This is a genomic window from Corallococcus exiguus, assembly GCF_009909105.1.
Lineage (GTDB): Bacteria > Myxococcota > Myxococcia > Myxococcales > Myxococcaceae > Corallococcus > Corallococcus exiguus.
On record NZ_JAAAPK010000008.1, the window covers coordinates 124,506 to 147,189 of the forward strand.

Annotated in this window: 18 protein-coding genes; 12 read left to right on the forward strand and 6 right to left on the reverse strand. The window is 70.2% G+C overall.

Going from position 1 to position 22,684, the window contains the following annotated elements; genetic code table 11:
* The first annotated feature begins 177 nt into the window (after nucleotides 1-177).
* From GTZ93_RS26870 to GTZ93_RS26905, 8 genes are all read left to right on the forward strand, one after another.
* Nucleotides 178-876 (forward strand): YIP1 family protein, encoded by a 699-nt coding sequence (locus GTZ93_RS26870; RefSeq protein WP_120579766.1) that lies wholly within the window; start codon nucleotides 178-180, stop codon nucleotides 874-876.
* Complete coding sequence (locus tag GTZ93_RS26875) at nucleotides 873-2,198, forward strand: TolC family protein (RefSeq protein WP_139919872.1); 1,326 nt, start codon at nucleotides 873-875, stop codon at nucleotides 2,196-2,198. Before GTZ93_RS26870 ends, GTZ93_RS26875 begins: the two co-directional genes overlap by 4 nt.
* Nucleotides 2,195-3,448 carry an efflux RND transporter periplasmic adaptor subunit gene (locus GTZ93_RS26880; protein ID WP_120579768.1) on the forward strand — a complete coding sequence of 418 codons (1,254 nt, stop codon included), beginning with the start codon at nucleotides 2,195-2,197 and terminating at the stop codon, nucleotides 3,446-3,448. Before GTZ93_RS26875 ends, GTZ93_RS26880 begins: the two co-directional genes overlap by 4 nt.
* Nucleotides 3,445-4,200: an ABC transporter ATP-binding protein gene (locus GTZ93_RS26885; RefSeq protein WP_120579769.1), complete on the forward strand. Its 756-nt coding sequence runs from the start codon at nucleotides 3,445-3,447 to the stop codon at nucleotides 4,198-4,200. The genes GTZ93_RS26880 and GTZ93_RS26885 overlap by 4 nt, the downstream gene beginning before the upstream one ends.
* Entirely contained in the window at nucleotides 4,197-5,435 is a 1,239-nt protein-coding gene (locus tag GTZ93_RS26890; RefSeq protein WP_120579770.1) for an ABC transporter permease, read from the forward strand. Before GTZ93_RS26885 ends, GTZ93_RS26890 begins: the two co-directional genes overlap by 4 nt.
* Nucleotides 5,436-5,439: 4 nt before the next feature.
* Complete coding sequence (locus GTZ93_RS26895; RefSeq protein ID WP_161663090.1) at nucleotides 5,440-6,669, forward strand: ABC transporter permease; 1,230 nt, start codon at nucleotides 5,440-5,442, stop codon at nucleotides 6,667-6,669.
* Nucleotides 6,670-6,678: 9 nt separating this feature from the next.
* Complete coding sequence (locus GTZ93_RS26900) at nucleotides 6,679-8,334, forward strand: HEAT repeat domain-containing protein (RefSeq protein ID WP_139922209.1); 1,656 nt, start codon at nucleotides 6,679-6,681, stop codon at nucleotides 8,332-8,334.
* A gap of 75 nt (nucleotides 8,335-8,409) precedes the next feature.
* Nucleotides 8,410-8,988: a GNAT family N-acetyltransferase gene (locus GTZ93_RS26905; protein ID WP_139922207.1), complete on the forward strand. Its 579-nt coding sequence runs from the start codon at nucleotides 8,410-8,412 to the stop codon at nucleotides 8,986-8,988.
* Nucleotides 8,989-8,990: 2 nt separating this feature from the next.
* Here GTZ93_RS26905 and GTZ93_RS26910 read toward each other — a convergent pair whose 3' ends face one another.
* Entirely contained in the window at nucleotides 8,991-10,625 is a 1,635-nt protein-coding gene (locus GTZ93_RS26910) for a tetratricopeptide repeat protein (protein WP_139922206.1), read from the reverse strand.
* Nucleotides 10,626-10,897: 272 nt separating this feature from the next.
* Nucleotides 10,898-11,311 (reverse strand): hypothetical protein, encoded by a 414-nt coding sequence (locus GTZ93_RS26915; protein ID WP_120579775.1) that lies wholly within the window; start codon nucleotides 11,309-11,311, stop codon nucleotides 10,898-10,900.
* Nucleotides 11,312-11,705: 394 nt separating this feature from the next.
* On the opposite strand from GTZ93_RS26915, the gene GTZ93_RS26920 reads away from it, so the two are divergent.
* A complete protein-coding gene (locus GTZ93_RS26920; protein WP_121755839.1) occupies nucleotides 11,706-13,622 on the forward strand; it encodes a thiamine pyrophosphate-binding protein in 1,917 nt (638 codons plus the stop codon).
* 5 nt (nucleotides 13,623-13,627) lie between these two features.
* Complete coding sequence (locus GTZ93_RS26925) at nucleotides 13,628-14,593, forward strand: 3-oxoacyl-[acyl-carrier-protein] synthase III C-terminal domain-containing protein (RefSeq protein ID WP_139922204.1); 966 nt, start codon at nucleotides 13,628-13,630, stop codon at nucleotides 14,591-14,593.
* 12 nt (nucleotides 14,594-14,605) lie between these two features.
* On the opposite strand, the gene GTZ93_RS26930 is transcribed toward GTZ93_RS26925, so the two are convergent.
* The 4 genes from GTZ93_RS26930 to GTZ93_RS26945 form a co-directional block, all read right to left on the reverse strand.
* Nucleotides 14,606-15,430: a hypothetical protein gene (locus tag GTZ93_RS26930; RefSeq protein WP_139922202.1), complete on the reverse strand. Its 825-nt coding sequence runs from the start codon at nucleotides 15,428-15,430 to the stop codon at nucleotides 14,606-14,608.
* Between the two features lie 11 nt (nucleotides 15,431-15,441).
* On the reverse strand, nucleotides 15,442-16,263 hold the full coding sequence (locus GTZ93_RS26935) for a hypothetical protein (RefSeq protein ID WP_139922200.1): 822 nt from the start codon (nucleotides 16,261-16,263) through the stop codon (nucleotides 15,442-15,444).
* 53 nt (nucleotides 16,264-16,316) lie between these two features.
* Nucleotides 16,317-18,398, reverse strand: coding sequence for a serine/threonine-protein kinase (locus GTZ93_RS42955; RefSeq protein WP_161663091.1), 2,082 nt, complete (start codon nucleotides 18,396-18,398; stop codon nucleotides 16,317-16,319).
* A gap of 233 nt (nucleotides 18,399-18,631) precedes the next feature.
* The gene (locus tag GTZ93_RS26945) at nucleotides 18,632-20,086 is read right to left on the reverse strand and encodes a DEAD/DEAH box helicase (RefSeq protein ID WP_139923885.1); all 1,455 of its coding nucleotides are present in this window, start codon (nucleotides 20,084-20,086) and stop codon (nucleotides 18,632-18,634) included.
* A 561-nt stretch (nucleotides 20,087-20,647) separates the two neighbouring features.
* Here GTZ93_RS26945 and GTZ93_RS26950 point away from each other — a divergent pair.
* Together GTZ93_RS26950 and GTZ93_RS26955 are read left to right on the forward strand one after the other, a co-directional pair.
* Nucleotides 20,648-22,135: a glucan biosynthesis protein gene (locus GTZ93_RS26950; protein WP_139924062.1), complete on the forward strand. Its 1,488-nt coding sequence runs from the start codon at nucleotides 20,648-20,650 to the stop codon at nucleotides 22,133-22,135.
* Nucleotides 22,123-22,638, forward strand: coding sequence for a hypothetical protein (locus tag GTZ93_RS26955; RefSeq protein WP_139924060.1), 516 nt, complete (start codon nucleotides 22,123-22,125; stop codon nucleotides 22,636-22,638). The genes GTZ93_RS26950 and GTZ93_RS26955 overlap by 13 nt, the downstream gene beginning before the upstream one ends.
* The last annotated feature ends 46 nt before the right edge of the window (nucleotides 22,639-22,684 follow it).

Genomic DNA, 22,684 nt, shown 5'->3' on the forward strand with positions numbered 1-22,684 from the left:
TCCGCCGCTCCGCCGCAAAATTTAGGCTACAGACCGCTACAGGATGGATGCAAGGCAGGGTAAACCTTGGGCCGCGGCCGGATTTCGGTTGGCTGTCCGCCCGTTTCCCGACTCAATTCAAGGGACCGGGCAATCACTCCGGGAGGGCTGCGTAATCCGCCCAGAGACCCCATCCCTATGACCTCCCTTGCTCAACCGGCGCGCGTCTTCGTGGACCCTCTTGGGGGGATGCGCGCCGCCGTCGAGGCCCGGCGTTGGCTGTGGCCCCTCCTCATCCTCGCCTTCTGCGTCGCCATCTCCGGCACCGTCTACGCGCTGCGCTGGGACGCCACCGCCTCCATCGTGAGCGCCCTGCCCACGGACTCGACAGCGTCCAGCGTGTCCGAGTCCGACATCGCCGAGCAGATTCAGACCGCGTCGCGCAAGGCGCTGGTGGGAGGCATCGCCAAGGGGCTCATCGTGATGCCCCTGATGGTGCTGGCGCTCGCGTGCATCCTCTGGGTCGCGGCCTGGCTCTTCAACAAGCCCGCGGCCTTCGGGCAGCTGATGACGGCCGCCGCGGTGGCGCTGCTGCCCATCGCGCTGTACCACCTCATCTACGCGCTGTGCGCGGGCTACCAGCACTCGCTCACCGACCTGCGCGCGGAGCGGCTCGTGCCCTCCAGCCTGGCCCTGCTGGATGGCCTGACGCCGAAGATGCAGCGCGTGCTCAAGGGCGTGGACTTCTTCAACCTGTGGAGCGTGGGCCTGCTGGGAGTGGGCTTCTCCACCGCCACCGGCATGCGCCTCGGGCGCGCGCTGGTGCTCATCGGGGTGATGTACCTCATGTACGTGGGTGTCTTCTTCATCGGCCTGCCGGCGGGAGGTGCGCAGTGAGCGCCTTCCTCGTTGTCGCGACGCTGCTCACCGCCACGCCCATCACGCTGGAGGAGACGCGCCAGCTGGGCCGGAAGAATACCCAGGCGCTGCAGGCCGCGTTGGATGTCGCCGTGGCCCAGGAGGACCAGCGCGTGGCGCGCTCCGGCCTCCTGCCGCAGGTGCAGCTCAACCTGGGCCCCAGCCTGGACTACGTGGGCCGGCGACGGCAGGTCTTCACCGTCCCCATCAGTGAGACGGAGACCGTCACGCGGGAGGTGGTGGCCACCTCCAACACGGCGGACAGCTACTTCGCGTCCCTCGGCGTGTCGCAGGTCATCTACAACCGCGGCCTCTGGAAGCAACTGGAGCAGGCGGGCGTCATCGTGGACGCCACGCGCAACCAGTCCATTGAAGAGTCGGACACCTCCGAGCTGGAGGCCATCCGCCGCTTCTTCAACCTGTTCCTGTCGCAGGCCACGCTGGGCGTGCTCAACGCCACGGCGCAGCGCAGCGAGGTGCAGCTGGAGCGCGCGCGCGCCCTCTTCACCGCGGGCCGCGTGGGCAAGTCCGAGGAGATCGCCGCCCAGGTCAACCTGGGCAACGACCGCATCAACATCGTGCAGCGCCAGAACCAGCTGGTGGCGGACCAGGTGCAGCTGGCCGTGTGGCTGGCGCGCCCCGGCACCGAGCTGCTCCAGGCGGTGGACCCCGGCGTGTTCCAGCAGGAGCCCGCGCCGGCGCCTCCCCTGGATGACGCCATCAAGCAGGCCCGCGAGCACCGCGCCCTGCTCAAGGCGCTCCAGCAGCGCGTGCAGGTGGCGCAGCTCCAGCGGGCCATCGTGCAGGGGGACTACATCCCCCGCGTGGGCCTGTCCGCGCGGTACTCGCACAACAGCCAGGACCTGGGCCCGTTCTTCAGCGAGCCCGGCTACGGCAACATCTTCAACGGCGGCGTCACGCTGACGTGGGACCTGTTCAACGGCTTCAATACCGACGCCCAGTCCGCGCGCGCCCAGGTCAACATCCGCAAGGCGGAGTTGACGTTCGCGCAGACGGCGCGGGAGCTGGAGGCGGAGGTGCGCCGCTCCCACCAGGTGCTGGAAGGCCAGATTGCCTCCGCGAAGCTCGCGGCGGACAACCTGACGGTCGCCCAGCAGGGCCTGGCACTGGCGGAGGAGCGCTTCCGCGCGGGCGCCGGCTCCACGCTGGACGTGCGAGACGCGCAGCTCAAGTTGACCCAGGCGGAGCTGGTGTTGCTCCAGAGCCGCATCGATGTCGAAATCGCCCGCTATGCCCTGTTCCGGGCCATGGGCACGCTGAACCCGGGAGACTCACAATGACGTGGTGGAAGGCGGCAATCGCCGGCGCGCTGTTGCTTGGAGCGGTGGCCATCACCGTGGGCGGCCTGCGGGACCGGCCGCCCCCGACGCAGGAAGTCCAGATGGCCAAGGCCCGCAAGGGCACCATCACCCGCACCATCACCGGCGCGGGCAAGGTGCAGGCGGCCACCACCGTGAAGATCTCCTCCAACCTGTCCGGCGACCTCGTCGCCCTCAAGGTGAAGGACGGTGACCCCATCACCAAGGGGCAGGTGCTGGGGCAGATCGACAAGCGCTACTACGAGGCGGCCGTGAAGCAGGCCACCGCGTCCCGCGACGCGGCCCGCTCCGAGGTCCAGGTGTCGGAGGTGGACACCTCGCGCCAGCGCGCGGAGCTGGGCCGCGTGAAGGGGCTCGCGGAGAAGGGGCTCGCGTCCGCCGCGGAGGTGGAGCAGGCCCAGGCCGTGGCGGACACCGCCGCGGCGCGCCTCGCGGCCGCCAAGCAGCGTGTGGCCCAGAGCAGCGCCGTGCTGGAGCAGGCGTCCACGGACCTGGCGCGCACCACGCTCCTGTCCCCCATCGACGGCAACGTCATCGAGCTGACGCGTGAAGTGGGCGAGCGCGTGCGCGGCTCCGACTTCTCCGAGGACGTGGTGATGACCATCGCCGCGCTCAACCAGATGGAGGTGAAGTTCGAGGTGGGTGAGCACGAGGTCGTCCACCTGAAGTACGGCCAGCCCGCGGAGGTGACGCTGGACGCGCTGGAGGGCCAGTCCTTCACCGGCACCGTGGTGGAGATCGCCCAGAAGGCCACCATCAAGAACCCGGGCACGGAGGCCGAAGTGACGAGCTTCCCCATCACCGTCGCCCTGGACGCGCGTCCGCCGGGCGTGCTCCCCGGCATGAGCGCCGAGGCGCGCATCAGCGCGGAGACGCACAACGACGCGGTGCTGGTGCCCATCCAGGCCGTCACGGTGCGCGCGGAGCGCTCGCTGCCGGACTACCAGGCGCCGGTGGAGGGCACGTCCCTCACCGCCAAGCGCCGCACGGAGTCGCTGGCCAAGGTCGTGTTCGTGGTGGACAACGACAACAAGGCGCAGGTGCGCCGCGTGCGCACCGGCATCGCCTCCGACACAGAGCTGGAGGTGCTGGAGGGCCTGCAGGTTGGGGACCGCGTGGTGGAGGGCCCCTACCGCACGCTGTCCAAGGAGCTGTCCCACGGGGACGCGGTGCGCGAGCCGGAGAAGGCCGCGGCGAAGGGCAAGTCGTGACGTCGGCCCCTGCACCGGACGCGGGCCCCCTCATCCAGGTGGAGGGGCTCACGCGGGCCTTCTTCGTGGGCGGTGAAGAGGTGCGCGCGCTGCGCGGCGTGTCCTTTGGCATCCAGCGGGGGGAGTGGGTGGCCATCATCGGCCAGTCCGGCTCCGGCAAGAGCACGCTCATGAACGTGCTGGGCTGCCTGGATACGCCCACGAGCGGCCGCTACATGCTCAACGGCAAGGACGTGTCGAGCATGGACGACGACGACCTGGCCGTCATCCGCAACGTGGAGATCGGCTTCATCTTCCAGACCTTCCAGCTGCTGCCCCGGGAGACAGCGCTCGCCAACGTGGAGCTGCCGCTGGTGTACCGGGGGATGGGGGCGAAGGAGCGGCGCGAGCGGGCGAAGGCGGCGCTGGACAAGGTGCAGCTCACGCACCGCATGCACCACCGGCCCAACGAGCTGTCGGGCGGTCAGCGTCAGCGCGTGGCCATCGCGCGGGCGCTGGTGTCGGAGCCGTCCATGCTCCTGGCGGACGAGCCCACGGGCAACCTGGACTCGGCCACCGGCGAGGAGATCGTCAAGCTCTTCGAGCAGCTGCACCGCGCGGGGCACACGTTGGTGCTCGTCACGCACGAGCCCAAGCTGGCCGCGCGCTGCCCCCGGGCCATCCGGTTGAGCGACGGGGAAATCGTCGCGGACGGGCCGGGGCCGGAGGTGGCGCTGGGCGTGCACGCGGCACCCCAGGCGGGCACCGCGTGAGCTTCCGGAAGGGCTTCCGCGTGGACGTGCTGGAGGGGGCCCGCATCGCGGTGTTCTCCCTCCGGGCGAACCGGATGCGCACGGTGCTCACGACGCTGGGCATCGGCATTGGCGTGGCGACGCTCCTGGCCATCGTCGGCATCATCCAGGGGCTCAACGCGTCGTTCGACAAGCAGCTGGCCACGCTGGGCGCGAACACGATCTTCATCTCCAAGTACCCCTGGATGGTGAAGGGCAACTGGTGGCTCTACCGCAACCGGAAGAACTTCACGCTGGAGCAGGTGGCGCAGCTGCGCGCGCAGGCGGACTTCATCACCGCCATCTCCCCGGCGGTGCTGCGCACGTCCGACGTGTCGCACGGCGCCCTCCAGGTCTCCAACGTGCGCATCAACGGCGTGTGGAGCGACTACCTGGCCATTGGCAACTACGAGGTGGTGTCCGGACGCTTCCTCACCCGCGCGGACGAAGAGGTGAACCGGGCGGTGACGGTGCTGGGCGCGGACGTGGCCGCCTCGCTCTTTCCCAGCATCAGCCCGCTGGGTCAGACGGTGCGCATCGACGGGCGGCCCTTCCAGGTGGTGGGCACGCTGGGGCGCAAGGGGAAGGTCGTGGCCGAGAACATGGACATGTCCGTGTTCATGCCGTTCAAGACCTTCAACTCCAACTTCGGCAAGGGGCGGCCCATGCAGATCGCCATCGCCGTGGCGGACGCGGGTCAGATGGCGAAGGTGGAGGACCAGCTGGTGGGCATCATGCGGCGCGTGCGCGCGACGCCGCCGGGCCAGCCGGACGACTTCAACGTCAACCGGACGGACTCGCTCGCGGCGACCTACGAGCAGCTCACCGGTGCGCTCTACGCGGTGGCCACGGGCGTGGGACTGATCACCCTGTTGGTGGGCGGCATTGGCATCATGAACATCATGCTGGTGTCGGTGCGTGAGCGGACGCGAGAGATTGGGGTCCGCAGGGCGCTGGGCGCGCGCCAGCGCACCATCGTGCTCCAGTTCCTGATGGAGGCCTCCAGCGTGTCCGCGGTGGGGGGCTTGTTGGGGACGACAGTGGGGCTGGGCACGGCGAAGATCGTGTCACTGGTGACGCCGCTGGCGGCGGACGTGCGCCCGGGCACGGTGGTGGGCGGGGTGGCGTTCGCGGCGCTGGTGGGCCTGTTGTTCGGCATCTGGCCGGCCGCGCGTGCGGCCCGGCTGGACCCGGTGGAAGCGCTCCGCTACGAATAGGGCAATGCGGGCCTTCCTGGACAACTTGCGGCTGGCGCTCGGCACCTTCCTGGGCAACCCGCTGCGCTCGCTCCTGACGCTGGTGGGCATCGTCATCGGCGTGGCCACCGTCATCACGATGATGGCCCTCATCGAGGGCCTCCGCGAACAGGTGAACAAGAACCTGGGCAGCCTGGGCGCGCACACCTTCGAGGTGACGAAGTGGCCCACCGGCTTCGGCCGCATCAACTGGGCGAAGTACGCCAAGCGCAAGGACCTGCTCGGCGACGACGTGCGCGCCATCGTGGAGTCGTGTCCCTCCGTGAGCGCGGCCACGCCCCTGGCCCAGGAGTGGGGCAAGAAGCTGACCACGGCGTTCCGGGAGACGCCTCCTTCGGTGAGCATCCTGGGCACGGAGCCCACGTACCTGGAGACGAGCGGCGTCGTCGTGGCGACCGGCCGCTTCTTCAACGAGACGGAGACGCTGGACGGCCGCCCGGTGATGGTCATTGGCGTGGACCTGGCGGACACGCTCTTCCCGGGCATGAATCCGGTGGGCTCCGAGGTGCGGCTGCAGGGCCGGCCGTTCCAGGTGATTGGCGTGCTGCAGAAGCGCGGCAGCGTCATGGGGATGGCCAGCCAGGACAACCAGGCCATCCTGCCCATGCGCGCCTTCCAGCAGTTCTACGGCAAGAACCGCTCGGTGGAGATCGACATCCAGGCGCGCGACGGGGCGTCGTTCCAGAAGGCGCAGGATGAAGTGGTGAACCTGATGCGCCGCCGCCGGGGCCTCACGCCGCAGGAGCCGAACGACTTCGAGCTGCACACCAACGAGTCCATGACGGCGTCCTTCAACGAGCTGTCCCAGGTCATCGCGCTCGCGGGCGTGGGCGTGTGCCTGCTGTCGCTGGTGGTGGGCGGCATCGGCATCCTGAACATCATGCTGATGTCGGTGACGGAGCGGACGCGGGAGATTGGCATCCGCAAGGCGCTGGGCGCGCGCCGCCGCCGCATCCTGGGCCAGTTCGCCACGGAGGCGGTGATGCTGTCGCTCGTGGGCGGGGTGCTGGGGTTGGGGCTGGGCTTCGGGTTCGTCTTCCTGGGCAAGTGGGTGCTGCTGTTCCCCATGAGCGTGCCGGCGTGGGCCGTGGCGCTGTCGCTGGGGATGAGCTGTGGCGTGGGGCTTCTCTTCGGCATCTACCCGGCGTCGCGCGCTGCGCGGCTGGATCCGGTGGAGGCGATGCGCGCGGAGTAGGGAGCCGGAATGGGTGACGCAGTGGCGGAGGCACGGCGGAGGGCCTCCGGAGACGACCTCGCTTCGCTGCGCAGGCTGGACGCGCTGATGGTGCGCTCGGGCTTCCGGCACGCGGACCGCACGCCCCGGGAGTGGGTGGCGGAGCTGGTATCGCAGGGGAGATTGCGCCGGGGCGATACGTACGGCGCGCACGAAGCGCTGCGGGCCATCGGCCTGGGGGCGGTGCCCGCGCTGCTGGAGGTGCTGGCGAATCCCCAACTGGCGGAGAAGGAGTCCGCGGACGCGAACATCCGCTTGAACGTGCTTGAGGCGTTGCTGGCGCCGAGCCCACCGCCCCGGTGCGCGGTGCCCGCCGTGATGGGGCTCTTGTCCCGGCCGAGCGCTCGGGTCCAGCGCCAGGCGATGCGGGCCCTGGTGTACCTGCGTCCCCGGCCTACCCGGCTCGCGGTGAAGCTGTTGCTGGAGGCCTGCCAGGACAAGACGCAGTGGCAGGCACGAGCGACGGCGTTGGACGCGCTCGCGACGCTGGACGGTCCCGTCCCGGACGACGTGCTGCACGAAGCCCTGAAGAGGCTGTCGGACGAGAGTCCCTACGTCCGCCGCTCCGCGCTGCGCCTGCTGGGCCGGTGCACCCCGCCTTCCGAGGCGGTCCTTCACGCGCTGGAGGAGCAGGTGGTGCTGGACGACGAGAGCCGCGTCGTCGCCCTCCAGGTGTTGTCCTGGCTGTCGCCCTCGCGTGCGCTGCCGCTGTTGGACAAGACGGCGCGGGGATTGGTGGGCCTGCTTCCGAATGACCGGGACGGGGCGCGGCAGGGGCTCTTCGCGCTCCATCTGCTCGCGGGGATGGGGGCGCAGGCCCGGCCGGCGGTGGGCCTGCTGCGGCGCGTGGTGACGCATGCCGTGAAGCGGGGACATGGAGATCCCTTTACCTGGCGCATGCGCGTGCACGCCGAGTCGGTGGCGGACGCCATCGTCCGGAGTGTCCCGTTGCCCGTGGAGGCGCGGACCGCGGGGCCGGGCTCGCCGCCACTGGCCCTGGCGCTCGCGGGGCCGGGGCCGCTGCCGGTGGACGCGGAGCATCCGGACTCCGCCCGACTGCAGGCCTGGGTGGATTCGCTGGGGCCGCTGAGCCAGGAGGAGGAGGTCCGGCTGTGCGTGGCCGTGGCGCGCGTCGCGGCGCGTGTCTGGGACAGGCACGGGCCGGAGAACGACGGCGCCCAGTCGGCCCTCCTCGCGCTGGAGGAGTGGGTCCTCGCGCCGGATGAGGCGCACCAGCGCAAGGCGATGGAGATCGGCTTGTTCGTCCCCAGCCAGCTCCTTGCGTCGGAGTTGTTCAACGCGGCGTGGTGCCTCCACTACGCGACGCTGATGGTGGCGAACGCCGAAAAGCGGCACGTGGGCTTTACCGGCCTGACGCCCAGGGAACCCGAGCACCTGCTCGCGACGTGCGTCTTCGCCGCGTACCGGGCGCTGAGGAGCGGCGCCTGCATGACCGTGGACGAGGGGTGGAGAGACTCCACCCTCACCTGGAAGCGCACGTCCGACGAGGCGCTGGCCTTCCTCCACCGGGCGATGGTGGACGAGGTGCTGCCCTGGGCGCGGGGGGAGTGGGATCCGATTGGCGACGTCCTGCGCGAGCGGCGCCGGCTGCTGACGGAAGAGTGAACACGCCAGCGTCATGGCGGTGATGGCGCTCACCCGGTAGGGTGAGCCCGTCCCTACCGCAGGGGGCTGCACCGCATGTCCATGTCCTACGCCACGCTGCCGCTGCCCGTCGTCCCCACGCCGTTCCGGCTTCGCGTCTTCACGCCCGAGGACATGGACGGCGTCATCGCGCTGTACTCGCATCCGGAGGTGGCACGGAGCCTCAACTTCACGGTGCCCGTGCCGCGCGAGACGCTGCACCAGAAGCTGACCGGCGATCTGGAGGCGATGCGCCAGGGCAAGGGCATCCGGTGGGTGTTGTCGAAGGAAGACGACCCGACGCCCCTGGGTTACATGACGCTCTTCAACTGGAGCCAGAAGGATCGCCGAGCGGAGGTGGGCTACATGGTGGGGCGCTCACTGTGGGGGCAGGGCGTGATGTCGGGCATCCTGCCCGCGCTGATCCGCTTCGGCTTCGAGCAGCTGAACCTGCACCGCATCGAAGGCATGGTGAACACTCGCAACAGCGCGTCGAGCAAGGCGCTGACGCGCGTGGGCTTCCAGCAGGAAGGCGTGATGCGCGGCTACCAGGTCGATGGGAACGGGGGCGGGTTCAACGACATCATCCTGCTCGCGCTGCTCGAGGACGCCTGGCGCGCGTCCGTCGCGACGTAGGCTCACGGCAGGTCGCGCGCGAACTGTTCGCGGTAGCGGGCCTGGAGCGTCTTCAACTGGCGGGTACCCCGGTATTCGCGCGCGAGCAGGTGCCACGCCTCCGTGCGTGAAGGCTCCAGGGCGATGACCCGCTCCAGGTGCTTGCGTGCACGCGCATGCGCACGGGTGTTCGTCGCCAGCACGCCGAGCAGCAGGTGCGCCTGCACCGCATCCTCCCGGAACGCGAGCACCCGCTCACAGGCGGTGCGCGCAGGGCCCAGGCGCCCCTGGAGCAGGTGCAGCTCGCATTGCAGGAGCGTGACGGAGGGACTCGCCGGATACGCTTGCGCCAGCGCGGCGATGCGCTCACGCGCGGACTTCGAGGAGCCGGCACGCAGCAGCGCCTCCACGTCGGACACCGCGCGCACAAGGGCTCCCTCTCGTGCGGGATCGACGACAGCGGTGCTCGCATCCGACCGGGCCGGCAGCGCCACCTGTCTTCGGAGGCGGGCCGCCTGTTCCAGCACGGCCGCGGAAGCCGCCAGTCCTTGAGCACGGGCCGCGGTCTCCTCCGCCCACGTCACGCAGTGGGCACGCAGGAAGAGTCCCGCCAGGTCCGCCCACTGCGCGGGCTCCACGTCCGCACGGGCCTCCAGGTTCGTCCTCGCAACCACCAGACTGTCCCGGGCCTCGTCGAAGCGGCCCGCGTGCAGGTGGAGCAGCGCGACGTTCATGCGCAGGGAGGGCTCGCGGGGAAACCGCGCGATGGCCCGCTCACAGCGCTCACGCGTGGCGTCCAGCCCCGGCGTGAGATGCACGGCGAGGTAGCACGCCAGCAGCTGCACGCGTTCGTTCTGAGGATGCCGCACGGCCAGCGGCTCCAATGCCTCCGCGGCCACCTCCGGCCGGCCCGCCTTCTCCAGTGCGATGACCTCCGCCAGCCGTTGCCGCTCCAGCGGTGTCAGCGAGCGGGGCGTGCCCTCCGGTCCCAACACGACAGCGGAGGTGCGCACGCGCTCCGTCCATTCGAGGAGGAAGTCCCGCTCCGGCCCTTCCCACGCCGGGCCTGTCATCGCCTCCACCGTCACGCGGAGCTCACGGGCCCAGGCCTTCTGCGCCTCCAGCTCCACGCGTGCACCGGGCAGGTGCCTGAGTCCAGCGCCCAGCAGCGCGAGCGTCCGCGCATCGAAGGCCGTCTGGCCCGCGTCGTACTTCGGCGACATCCATCCCCGTCCATCGCGCACGTGCGGCGCGCCCAGGGTATGCGCCCACTCGTGCAGCAGGACCGCCACCTCCAGCCGCTGCCGCGCCTCCACTGGCAGCTCTCCGCTCAGTCCGCGCAACACGCAGTGCCGCCCCAGCACGCGCGCGAAGCCCAGTTCGTGCTGCGCGCCGCTGAACGACACCGGCGCCGCCACCAGACCCACGACGAGGTCCACGTCCTCGCCCGCGTCCACTTCCTCCAGTGCGTCCAGCACCGGCTCCAGTGGACCGTCCGAGCCGCGCCGATCCCATGCACGCGCGGACTCCAACTCGAACGTGATGCCCAGGGGGCCGCGCACCGACTCGCTCGCGCGCTGGAGCCATCCGGCGACGCCTCGCTCCCAATGGAGCCCCCGCGCACGGTGGTCCACGTCCGCGTACACGCGGACCCGCAACACCTTCGCCGTAGGGGCAGGGGAGGAAACCGCTGACAGGGATGTCCTCGCTCGCGCGGTGTCACGCGACTGTGACGGAGCGGCGCAGCGCAGCCCCAGGAATCCGGAGAGGAGGAACAGGACCGCCCTGAACCAGCCTGGCGTCCGCGGGGACCCGGGAATCACGAACAGGACCTGGCAGGTAGAGGGGGAACAGTGCCCGCGAACGGGCGGGGGAGGCGGTGGGCCTCTACCGGAAGGAGGCTTCCACCGCCGTCACCCGGGGAACGACGTTAGGCCGCCGCGTCCTCTTCCTTCGAGGGCTCCGTGGCGTTCGTGATCCAGTCGATCGCCTTGTGCTCCCAATCGGAGTCCTTCGACGCGTCGATGTAGCGCTCCCACTCGTACACGCCGCTCTGCTTGGCCATGCGCACCATCATCAGGCGGGCCACGGTGCTGTCGAGCACCACCGCCGAGCGCACCATGCCGTTCTGCCGGAGCCAGCCCATCGCCTGCTTGATGATCTCCTGGGTCTCCGGCGGGTTCGCCTTCTGGCCCCGGATGTCCACCATCAGTCCGAAGGGCCGCCCACGCTTGATCGCCACCTTGGCGCGAAGGTCCTCGAACCAGACCTTGGCCTCGGCGGGGGTGATGTAGCCCGGCGCATTGAGCCGGAAGCCGTACTCCGTCCTCAGATTCTCAGCCATGAAACCCCCACGTTGTTTTTGTGGTGCACGCGCCATTCCCGTGCGACTCCGGCTGGATGGCAGCGCACTTACGAGCCTACTCCAGTCGGCACGTGAGTGGATCCACTCCTGCCGCGCCTGCGTACGCGCGCGAGCCACGTCCTCCCCGTGAAGATGGAGACGTCCCCGGGTAAACGTGGTACTCGTCACGAAGTTTGAGAATCCAGCGTCAGGCGAACTTTCCGCTGATTTTACTTCACACTCGCTCGCTTCTCGGCTATTAAGGGGATGCAGTTTTTCAGCATCCCCGCAACACTGTCACACGCATCGAGGTCCCCCCGGACTCGGTGGCAGCGAATCGACGCAGCATCCGCGTCGAACCTCACGGGTTCCGGGGCCTTGGAGACGTCCTTCAATGTCCAACTCCTCGCTCGCTGAGCTCCAGGCCGTTACGTCGAACACCCTGCGGAACGAGGTGCCCGTCGAGGCACTCCGGCACGAGACGCCGACCCAGGGGAAGACGAACGTGCTGGAGGCTCGTCACGGCGATCCGATCCCGATGTACGGGGACGTGAATGCGCGGGGCTTCAAGACGGTGGAGGACCTCTCGGTCGCCGACTGCGTGATCGCGCACCTGGAGGCGGAGGAGGTGGACGCGGTGTTCGGCGTCCCGGGCGGCAACATCGCCCCGTTCCAGCAGGCGCTGCGCAAGCACAAGTCCATGCGCTTCATCATCGCGTCCCACGAGGGTGGCGCGGCGTTCATGGCGGACGGTTACGCGCGCTCCACCGGCAAGCTGGGCGTGTGCATGGTGACGGCGGGCCCGGGTGCCACCAACGCGCTGACGGGCGTGGCCTCCGCGCACCTGGACGGCGTGCCCATGCTGGCCATCAGCGGCAACATCGCCACGGACCGCGTGGGCCTGATGGCCATCCAGGAGAGCAGCAGCACCCACGGCGTGAACACGGTGGAGATGTTCCGCCAGGCGTGCGCCAGCTCCTCCATCGTTCCGGACGCGCAGAGCTTCCAGCGGCTGCTGGCGCGTTCGCTGCGCACCGCGCAGGGCCTGCCCGGCGGCGCCGCGCACCTGAGCGTGCCCGCGAACATCGCGCGCCAGCCCATCCACCGCGCCTCCGTTCCCACCACGCGCGGCGCCTTCCGCGCGCGTCCGGCGACCGCGCCCTTCGAGGACCTGCGCGCCGCCTTCACGCTGCTGCGCACCGCGCGCCGCCCGCTCATCTTCCTGGGCGCGGGCGCTCGCGAGGCGATGGCGGAGCACGCCGACACGTTCACCGCGTTCGTCACCCAGCACGGCATCCCGGTGGCCACCAGCATGCGCGGCAAGGGGCTGTTCTCCGAGCGCGAGGCGCTGTCCCTGGGCGTGCTGGGGCTTGCCGGCAGCAAGCGCGCCGAGGCGTACCTGCGCGACGGCGTGGACGTGATGCTCGTCCTGGGCAGCCGCCTGGGTGAGTGGGCCTCCCGCAGCTTCCACCGCTACTTCCAGGCCATCCACCACGTCATCCAGGTGGACGTGAACGCCTCCAACATCGGCCAGTTCCTGCCGGTGCGGCTGCCCATCGTGGCGGACGTGGGCTCGGTGATGACGGGCCTGGCGGAGCTGGGGCAGATGATTGGCCCGTCCAGCGGCGCGCGCGTGCAGGAGCGCTGGGCGCAGGTGATGGCGCTGACGGAGCCCGCGCCCGTCATCCGCACCCCGCAGGACCGGGACTCGGTGAAGCCGCAGGACCTGATGGCGGAGCTCGACAAGCACCTGAGCCCGGACATGGACCTGTACATCGACATGGGCAACTGCACGGGTTGGACGTCGCACCTGCTGCACATCACGCCCCCCGCGCGCATCTTCTACCCGTGCGGCCTGTCGTCCATGGGCTGGTCCTGCGGCGCCGTCATCGGCGGCAAGGTGGGCCGGCCGGACCGCGCGGCGGTGGCCATCGTCGGCGACGGCGCGTTCCTGATGAACGGCACGGAGATGATCACCGCGTCGCGCTACCGCGTGGGGACGGTGACCATCGTCCTCAACGACAACTTCCTGGGCATGGTGAACCACGGCGAGCACGTGCAGGACCGCACGCAGCCGCTGGAGGATGACTTCTACAGCCTGGGCAACCCGGACCTGAAGGCCTTCTCCGAGTCGCTGGGCGCGCGCGCCTACACGGTGAACGGCCCCGGTCAGCTGGACGCGCTGCTGCCGGAAGTGCTGCGCCGCGCGGATGAGACGGGCCAGCCGCAGGTCATCGTCGCGCACATCGACTACCGCGAGGTCCCGCCGTACGGCGACCGCTTCGCCGCGGTGGCGTCGGACGCGAAGTAGCCGCCATGACGGCCGCGACCTTCGCGCTCCTGGGAGTCGGCGCCGCTGTCCCCGAGCACGTTCGCGGCAATGACGACCCGCTGTTCGAGTCCCTGCGCCGAGCCGCCGGAAGCGGCGGGGAGCACGCGCTCTTCTACGGCAACCGTGAGCGCAGGGTGCTGGGTCAGGGCGAGTCCCTGGCCGCGCTCACCGCGAAGGCGGGCGCCGCCGCGCTGCAGGACGCGGGGCTGACGCCCGCGGACGTGGAGCGGCTGTACGGCTACGTGTCGGTGTCGGAGTTCGTCGCGCCGAACGAGCTGTACGCGGTGCACCGCGAGCTGGGCCTTTCCCAGGGCACGCTGGTGGTGCCGGTGAACGCGGACTTCGCCAACTTCCTGATGGGCATCGTGCTGGCCTGGGAGGCCCTGCGCGCGGGCACCCTCCGGCACGCGCTGGTGGCGGTGGGCTCCGCGTGGACCCGCAACGTGGACTACACGCAGGGCCACGCCATTGGCATTGGCGACGGGGCGGGCGCGGTGGTGGTGGGCGCGGGTGAAGGGCTCACGCTGGTGGACTGGGGCGCGGACACCTTCAGCGACGAATACGGCGCGATGATGATGGGCCCGCGGCCGGAGTCCGGCCTGGCGTACCCTACCTACGGCATCGCTCCCGCGGCGGGCGTGAAGGCGTTCCTGCAGTCGGGGATGAACGGGCCGCCCCGGTTGGTGGAGCGGCTGCTCGCGAAGCACGGCGTGGCGCGCGAGGACGTGACGCTCATCTCCCACCAGGCCACGCGCAAGCTGATGGACCACTGGGCGCAGGAGATCCGCCCGCGCGAGTACCTGGACACCTTCGAGGAGTACGGGAACATGGTGCACGCGTCCATGCCGGTGACGCTGGCCAGGTTCCGCCGCCAGCTGCGCACGAAGTACCTGGTGATGGTCGGCCTGGGCATTGGCGCGCACCAGATGGCGTTGCTGGTGCGCGTCTGACGGGACCGCCCGCTACTGGTCGTCGCAGGGCGTGCCCAGCCGGATGCCCGTGTAGACACCCAGCTCGTTGTAGATGAGGGGCAGGTTCTGCTCCACGGGGACGTTGCGCAGCTCCACTTCCTTGCGCGCCTTCTCGATCCAGATGGGCTTCTGCGCGCGGTCGATGACGAGCCGCAGCTGGCCCTTCTTGGTGGTGAAGATTTCGCCCTCGGAGTCCGCGACCACGTTGGTCATCTTCTGCGGCTTCAGGTCCCCACGGGGGCCGATGAAAACGCGGAAGTTGCGGGACTCCGCGGCCGAGGAGCCCTTGTCCACGTAGTAGTACGTGCCCTCCGAGTCACGCAGCAGCGCGTGAGGGACGAACTTCTGCGGGTTGGGCACGTAGGTGGCCTTGCGCAGCAGCTCCCGCGCCTGCGCGCCGGGGACCATCTCCAGCGCCACCTTGCGCTCGCCGCAGCGCAGGGCGCAGGTGCGCTCCTTCGTGTCCACGTTCAGCTGCGAATGCACCCGCAGGTCCACGCCGTCGTAGTCGGGGGTGCCGCCGGGGTTGAAGAAGCGCGGATCCAGGAAGGTGGTGGCGGACAGGTTCCGGGAGCGGGGGCGTGGCACCACGACCAGCGACTTGCCGTCGCCGTAGTAGAGCTGGTCCTCCAGGTCGTCGGTGCCCTCGCGGGGCACGGAGACGACGTAGTGGCCGCGGCCGTCGGTGCAGACGGCGGTGGCCTCCAGGTGCATGCGCTGGCCCAGGTTCTCCGCCTTTCCCCACGGCGGTTCGACGGCGGCGGCGGGAGTGGCGGAAAGGAGCACGGCCACGGGAAGGGTGCGTTGGAAGAGCATGGTGCGCGGGCCTAGAGGTTCTTCTTGAAGTAGCGGGTGGCGGCCTTCTCCTGGCTGGAGGCCTCCGGGGTGGTGGTCCACACGAAGCGGTCGCCCTGCAGGGCGGGCTCCAGCGCGGCGCCGAAGCGGCAGTCCATCTGCTTCAGGCGGGCCTTCACGGTGGTGCGGGCCTCCTCGGAGACTTCGCACAGGGCCTTCAGCGCGGTGAGGGGGAAGACGCAGTAGCGGGAAATCTTCTGGGCCTTGAGGAAGGGCTCGGTGACGGTGGTCCAGTCGATGGCGCCCGCCACGGAGGTGCCGCAGGTGGTGTTCAGCTCCTGGAGCGCTTCGGTGTAGGCGGTGTCGTGGAGGGTTTCCTCCGCCTTGCGGTCGAAGGCCATCAACTTCGCGAGCTGGCCGCTCTGGGTCTGCTGCTGGTGCTGGGCGTAGACCTCCTCCGGCTTGAGCTTCTGGGAGCGCGCCTCGTCGTACTGGACGGCGATGCCGTTGCCCGGGCCGCCGGGGAAGTGCAGCTCCGTGTTCTTGCCCACGACGATGAGCGGCGAGTAGTCCTTGCCGTGCCACTGGGTCGTGTAGTTGTGGCGCAGCGTGCTGGGGCTGCTCCAGTCCTTCAGGGTGTAGGGGAGGACCAGGTTGTCCAGCACGGAGCCCGTGCCCTGGATGCGCAGGAGGAACTTCTTCTGCTCACGGGGCGCGAGGGGAACGACGGCGACCAGTTCTCCCTGCGGACCGACGAACACCTTGCCGGCTTCCACGGGAACGGGCGGCGCGGCCCGGGCGGGCAGGGTGCCCAGAAGGGTGGCCAGCACGGCCACGGCGACGATGCATTTCATGTTGGATGTATCCCCCTCACCCGTCCGGGGGGGCGTGGACGGGCGGTGTTCGCTCAATGCTGCAATTCAATCTCGTGCTTCTGACATTCGGCGATGAGCTGCGGTGTCAGCTCCGACGGCCTGATCTTCCGCGCCTCTGGGGCGGCGTTCACGATGTCTCCGGTCTGGCACCGGAGCTTGATGGCCAGGTAGTGCGCGGCCAGGTTGTCCTGGGCCGCGTAGCTGCGCTGGGCCGCTCGGACCGCGGAGTCCACGTCGTTCCGCGCAGCCGCGGCGCGGGCGTCCTTCAGGTCGCTTATCGCGACGGCGTTGGTGGGCTCCAGGGGGATGCGCGCGGACGGCGTCCTGCCGCCCGGCCGGGTGTTCGTCTTGCCTGTCGTCTTGGTCTGCTGCACCTGGGGATCGACGATCGCGGGCGGATCGTTCTGCGCCATGACAGGCGGTGGAGGCTGGGGCGGCGGACCCACGGGCGGCGGGGGCGCGTGATTCGGGCCCGCGTGCATGACCGGCGGCGGGCCTTCGGGAGGCGGCCCTGCGCGTGGCGGGGGGACGTGATCCTGGCCCGCGTGCATGACGGGCGGCGGGTCCATGGGCGGCGGTCCGGGCCGCAGCCACCACCCGAGTCCCACGGCACCGAGGATCAGCGCGGCGGCGCCCGCGATGGGAAGCACGCGCGACCTGGGCGGGAGCGCGGCGGGCATCGTCATCGGCCCCGGCTGGCCCGACATGCTCACCGGGGCGAGCGGCTGCCCCTGGGGGCCGACAGCCCCCGCGAGACTGCCCGGCACCGCCTGCTGGCCACCGTAGCTTCCCGGCACGACCTGCTGTCCGCCCATGCTGCCCGGAGCGACGTGCTGGCCCGTGCCATAGCCCTGGGCGACCTGCTGCCCGCTGTAGCTGGCCGGTGACTGCGCGGGGGCACCGGGCACAGGCAGGGCCACGCCCGAGCTCCCCATGCCGCTCCCAGGCATCTGCGTGGCGCCGAAGCCCATCGTGCCGCCAGCCACCTGCGGCTGCTGTCCGAACGGGACCGTGCCGCCGGCTCGCGGCGCCATCGTCGCGTCGAAGCCGATGTCATCCGACGCCGCCAACGCATCCGCGCCAAAGCGGCCCGTCCCAGGCCCCTTGTTCGACGGAGCCATCGTGGCCCCCATCGCGTCGTCGTCGCTCGGCGCCACGGAGGGGAGGGCGACACCGGAGGGACGCTTCGTGCGCCCGAAGGTGCGGGCCGCGATCTGCTCCTCGGTCTCCGGCAGCGACTGGAGCTGCGTGCCCGTGAGCTCCGCGATGAACGACGCGACGTCCTGATGGCGGTGATCCGGGTTCTTCTCCAGCGCCCGCGCCACCGCCCGCGCGACGTTCGGCGGCAGGTCCGGCATCAGATTGGCCAGCGACACCGGCGGCTCGTGCACCACGCGGTAGATGATCTGCACGAGCGACCCGCCACCGAAGGGCGTCATCCCGGAGATCATCTCGAACACGATGCCGCCCAGCGCGAACAGGTCCGTCCGCGCGTCGATGCGGCTGTTCTGCCCCTGCGCCTGCTCCGGCGACATGTACTGCGGCGTGCCGATGAGCACCGCCTCCTGCGTCTGCAGCGTCTCCGACGACATGACCTTGGAGATGCCGAAGTCGAGCAGCTTCACCCGCTCGCCCACCACGCCGCCGGAGTCCGTGGGCACCAGGAAGATGTTCGCGGGCTTCAGGTCGCGGTGAACGACGCCCGCGCGGTGCGCCGTCTGCAACGCGGACCCCATCTGCCGCGTGAAGGAGAACACCTCCTCCAACGTCAGCCGCCCGCGCCGCAGCCGATCCGCGAGGCTCTCGCCGCGCAGGTACTCCAACACCAGGAACGGACTGCCGTCCTCCAGCGTGTCGAAGTCCAGCACCTCCACGATGTTCGGGTGCCCCAGCCGGGAGGCGATCTCCGCCTCGCGCCGGAAGCGCACGTGGAGGTCCGGCCCCACGTGCTCACCTACCCGCAGCACCTTCACCGCGACCTGCTTGCCCGGAAGCCGCAGGTGCTGGGCCAGGAATACCGAACCCATGCCGCCCCGCCCCAACACGGAGACGACTTTGTAGGTATTCCGGAGGACCGAATCGATGTGCAGCTCACCGTCAGCCGAGCGCGTCATGAAGAGGGCGTGTCCTGATGACAAAAGGGGTGCGATGCACCGCCGTGAAACACGGCGCCACGCTACCACGCCCCATCCGCCAGGGGACGAGCCCAACCCTCCGCCGCCATACCCCGGACAGTCGAACGCCCGGACCCTCGTGAGAGGAGCCGGGCGTCATGAACTCAAGTCCAACCCCCACACACAGGAAAAGGCGCGCCCCTCAACGGCCGCGCCCTACCTGGGACGGGGACTCAGCCCCACTTGGACATCGTGCGACGGGGCGGAGGCGAGCTCGGCCCCGCGGCAGGCGAAGCCACCGCCGGACGGGCTTGCTGCGAACGGCCCTGGCCACCACCGCGCGGCGCCTGGGCGTTCCCACCACCGCTGGCCTGACGCGACTGGCCACCGCTCGGACGGCCCTGACCGCCGCCGCCGCGGCGCTGCTGCCCGCCACTCCGACGCTGACCCCCGCCGCCACCACCACCGCCACCGCCGCGCGACTGGCCCCGGCCACCGCGGTTCATCGGAGGACGGCTCTCCTCCACGTCACCGGGCAGGGGAGGGGGCAGGTGCGAGCGGAACGCGGCGTCCGCCACCACCGGCACGCTGCGGCGGATGGTGCGCTCGATGTCGCGCAGGTACGCGCGCTCCTCGGAGTCGCAGAAGGACACGGCCTGGCCGCTGGCGCCCGCGCGGCCCGTGCGGCCGATGCGGTGCACGTACTGCTCCGGCACGTTGGGCAGGTCGTAGTTGAACACGTGCGACAGCCCGTCGATGTCGATGCCTCGCGCCGCGATGTCCGTGGCCACCAGCACGCGCAGGGTGCCGGCGCGGAACTCGTCCAGCGCGCGCTCGCGGGCGTTCTGGCTCTTGTTGCCGTGGATGGCATCCGCGCGCACGCCCGCCGCCGTCAGCTGCTTGGCCACGCGGTTGGCGCCGTGCTTCGTGCGCGTGAACACCAGCGCGCGCGGAATCGCCTTCGCGTCCTGGAGCAGGTGCGTGAGCAGCGCGCGCTTCTCCTCGCGCTCCACGAAGTACACCTGCTGGCTCACCGTTTCCGCGGTGCTGGACGCGGGAGACACCTCCACGCGCACCGGCTCCTTCAGGATGTTGCGCGCCAGGTCCATGATGTCCGGCGGCAGCGTCGCGCTGAAGAACAGCGTCTGGCGCACCTGCGGCAGCACCTTGATGACCCGCCGCACGTCGTGGATGAACCCCATGTCCAGCATGCGGTCCGCCTCATCCAGCACGAACACTTCCAGCGCGCGCAGGGTCACGAACCCCTGGTCGATGAGATCCAACAGGCGCCCCGGCGTCGCCACCAGGATGTCCACGCCCTGGCGCAGCGCCTGGACCTGCGGATTCTGGCCCACGCCGCCGAACACCACCGCGTGGCGCAGGGGCAGGTTCTTGCCGTAGGTGACGAAGCTGTCGCTCACCTGGCTGGCCAGCTCGCGCGTGGGCGTCAGCACCAGGCAACGCACCGGACGCGCGCCGCCCGCGGGCGCCTTCGCCGACAGACGCTGGAGGATGGGCAGCGCGAACGCCGCCGTCTTGCCCGTGCCCGTCTGGGCCACGCCCAACACGTCCTTGCCCGCCAGGGCATGGGGAATCGCCTTCGCCTGGATGGGCGTCGGCGTGGTGTAGCCCTCCGCCTTGACGGCCTTGAGGAGCGAATCGGTCAACTGCAGTTCGTCAAAAGTCATGAAATCCCGCATGAGTAGGGTCGGCGCACTCCCCCTCAGGCGGGGGACCGACCGCGCAGCGCGCCCTCTCGCGGTATTGCGGGGGCGCCTGGCGGTACGCGGTCAGGCCAATCAGCGGCCCGAGGCACCTGCGAACGACTTGGAACCCCTGAGCCTCCGGAACGATTCCCGGTGCCGCCCAGGGCCCGGCCACACTGCCTGCAACGGGAGGCAATGTCCCGGGAAATCCTCCCCGCCCGCCTGCCCCCGACCGCTGTGGAGATTTCGGACAGGGCTGTTGGCCGCCTGCCCCCATCGTCCACAACCCTCCATTCCAGGCGCCGCCAGCCCCCTCTCTCAGCGCCCTCTCAAGCCGTCGAAATCATTGGTGTTGCAAGGAAGTGACGGAGGCCCGTTTTGGGCAGGTCCTTGGAATGATTGGGAAATTCCCTAGCCCCTGCCGACTGGCATGCCCGTTGCTAGCCTTTGCCGCGTCGCGCCGTACTGGTGCGGGCGGTGGACCCTGGTGAGGAGCGGGATTTGAAGCGGTGGCAGCGACAGACGGTGGGGATGGCCTGGGGGATGGGGCTGTGCGTGGCGGCGCTGGCGTGCGCCCAGCAGCCGAAGGCGGGGACGGCGAAGGCCTCCGGATTCTCCGCCCAGACGGTGGAGGAGAAGGCCCGCGCGCTGGCCGCGAAGCCGTACCAGGAGCCGCCCGTCGGCGTGCCCCCGTCCTTCGAGAAGCTCACCTACGATCAGTACCGGGACATCCGCTTCCGCGACTCCGCGTCGCTGTGGCGTGAAGAGGCGCTTCCTTTCAGGGCGCAGTTCTTCCACCCCGGTTTTTATTACACCCGTCCGGTGGGCGTGAACGTGGTGGAGGGCGGCAAGGCGCGCCCGGTCCCGTTCTCCACGGAGCAGTTCACCTACGGCCCCCTGGTGGGCACGCCGCCCAAGGGCAAGGTGAACGGCTTCGCGGGCTTCCGCCTCAACGCGCCGCTCAACACCAAGGACTACTACGACGAGCTGGTGGTCTTCCTGGGCGCCAGCTACTTCCGCGCGCTGGGCAAGGGCAACGTGTACGGCCTGTCCGCGCGCGGGCTCGCCATCGACACGGCGCAGCCGGGGGGCGAGGAGTTCCCCACGTTCCGCGAGTTCTGGCTGGAGACGCCGGCGAAGGGCTCCGACACCGTCGTGGTGCACGCGCTGATGGACAGCCCCAGCGTCACGGGCGCGTATCGTTTCGCCATCCGCCCGGGTGAGCGGACCGTGATGGACGTGGACTCCACGGTGTTCGCGCGCAAGGCGGTGCGCCAGCTGGGCGTGGCGCCGCTCACCAGCATGTTCCTCTTTGGAGAGAACGACCGGGGCGACTTCGACGACTTCCGCCCGGAGGTGCACGACTCCGACGGCATCTCCGTGTGGACGAAGAACGGCGAGAAGCTGTGGCGCCCCCTGAAGAACCCGAAGCAGATCCAGACGAGCAGCTTCCACACGGACGGGCTGTCGGGCTTCGGCCTGTTGCAGCGCGACCAGGCGTTCACCAGCTATGAGGACCTGGAGGCGCACTCCGAGCGTCGTCCGGGCGCCTGGGTGGAGCCGGTGGGTGACTGGGGCGCGGGCTCCGTGCGGCTCGTGGAGCTGCCCACCCGTGAAGAGATCCACGACAACATCGTGGCCTTCTGGGTGCCGGATGCACCGGTGCAGGCCGGTGCACAACTTCGCTTCTCCTACCGGCTGTCCTGGGGCTTCTCCCCCGAGGGTGCGAAGGCCGGAGGTTCCACCGTCGCGGCGACGCGTGTCGCGGCGGGCAGCAAGCCGGGGGCGCGTCGCTTCGTCCTCGATTTCACGAAGGCCAGCGTGGAGGGCACGGGTCCCGTGGAGGCGGTCGTCACCGCTTCCCGCGGCCAGGTGCTGCACCCGCGCGCGGAGGTTCACGCCGTCACGGGTGGCTTCCGCGCGGCCTTCGAGCTCATGCCCGACGGAGAAGGCCCCGTCGAGCTGCGCTGCTTCCTGAAACGCGGTTCCGAGACCCTCACCGAGACCTGGAGCTACCTGTGGATTCCGTGACCACGCACCCGTTCATCACCTTCGCGCCGGCGATGCCCCAGGAGGCCCGCGCGGACACCCACGCGGCGCTGGTAAGCTTCTTCCAGGACTTCGGCTTCACCGGCCGCAACGACCTGGAGAAGCTGGCGGGCTGGGTCCTGGGCACGCGTGAGCTGTCCCTGTCGCCGGAGGCCGCGCTGGCGCTCGCGCGGTGGCGCGTGGAGGGCTGGCTGGCGGAGGTGCTGGGGCCGTCGCACGTGGGGCCGTCGCTGATGGTGCGCGGCCGGGCCGCGTTCGTGCTGGTGGGCGGCGCGCGCTGGGGCGCGGACGTGCTGATGCGCGCTCCGTCCTCGCTGCCGGAGGCCTGGCGCCGCGCGGTGTGTGAAGCAGTGCCCATGTCCGCTCCGGCGGAGGTGCCCTGTCAGATGCGCGAGCAGGTGCTCGTGCTCAATCCCTTCATGGACATGCTGCGCCGCTGGCTGCGTCCCGCCGCCGGCCAGGCGGGCGTGTCGCCGTCGCGCTAGGCGCGCACCTCACACACAGCGAAGCCGCACGGGAGCCCGGAGTCCG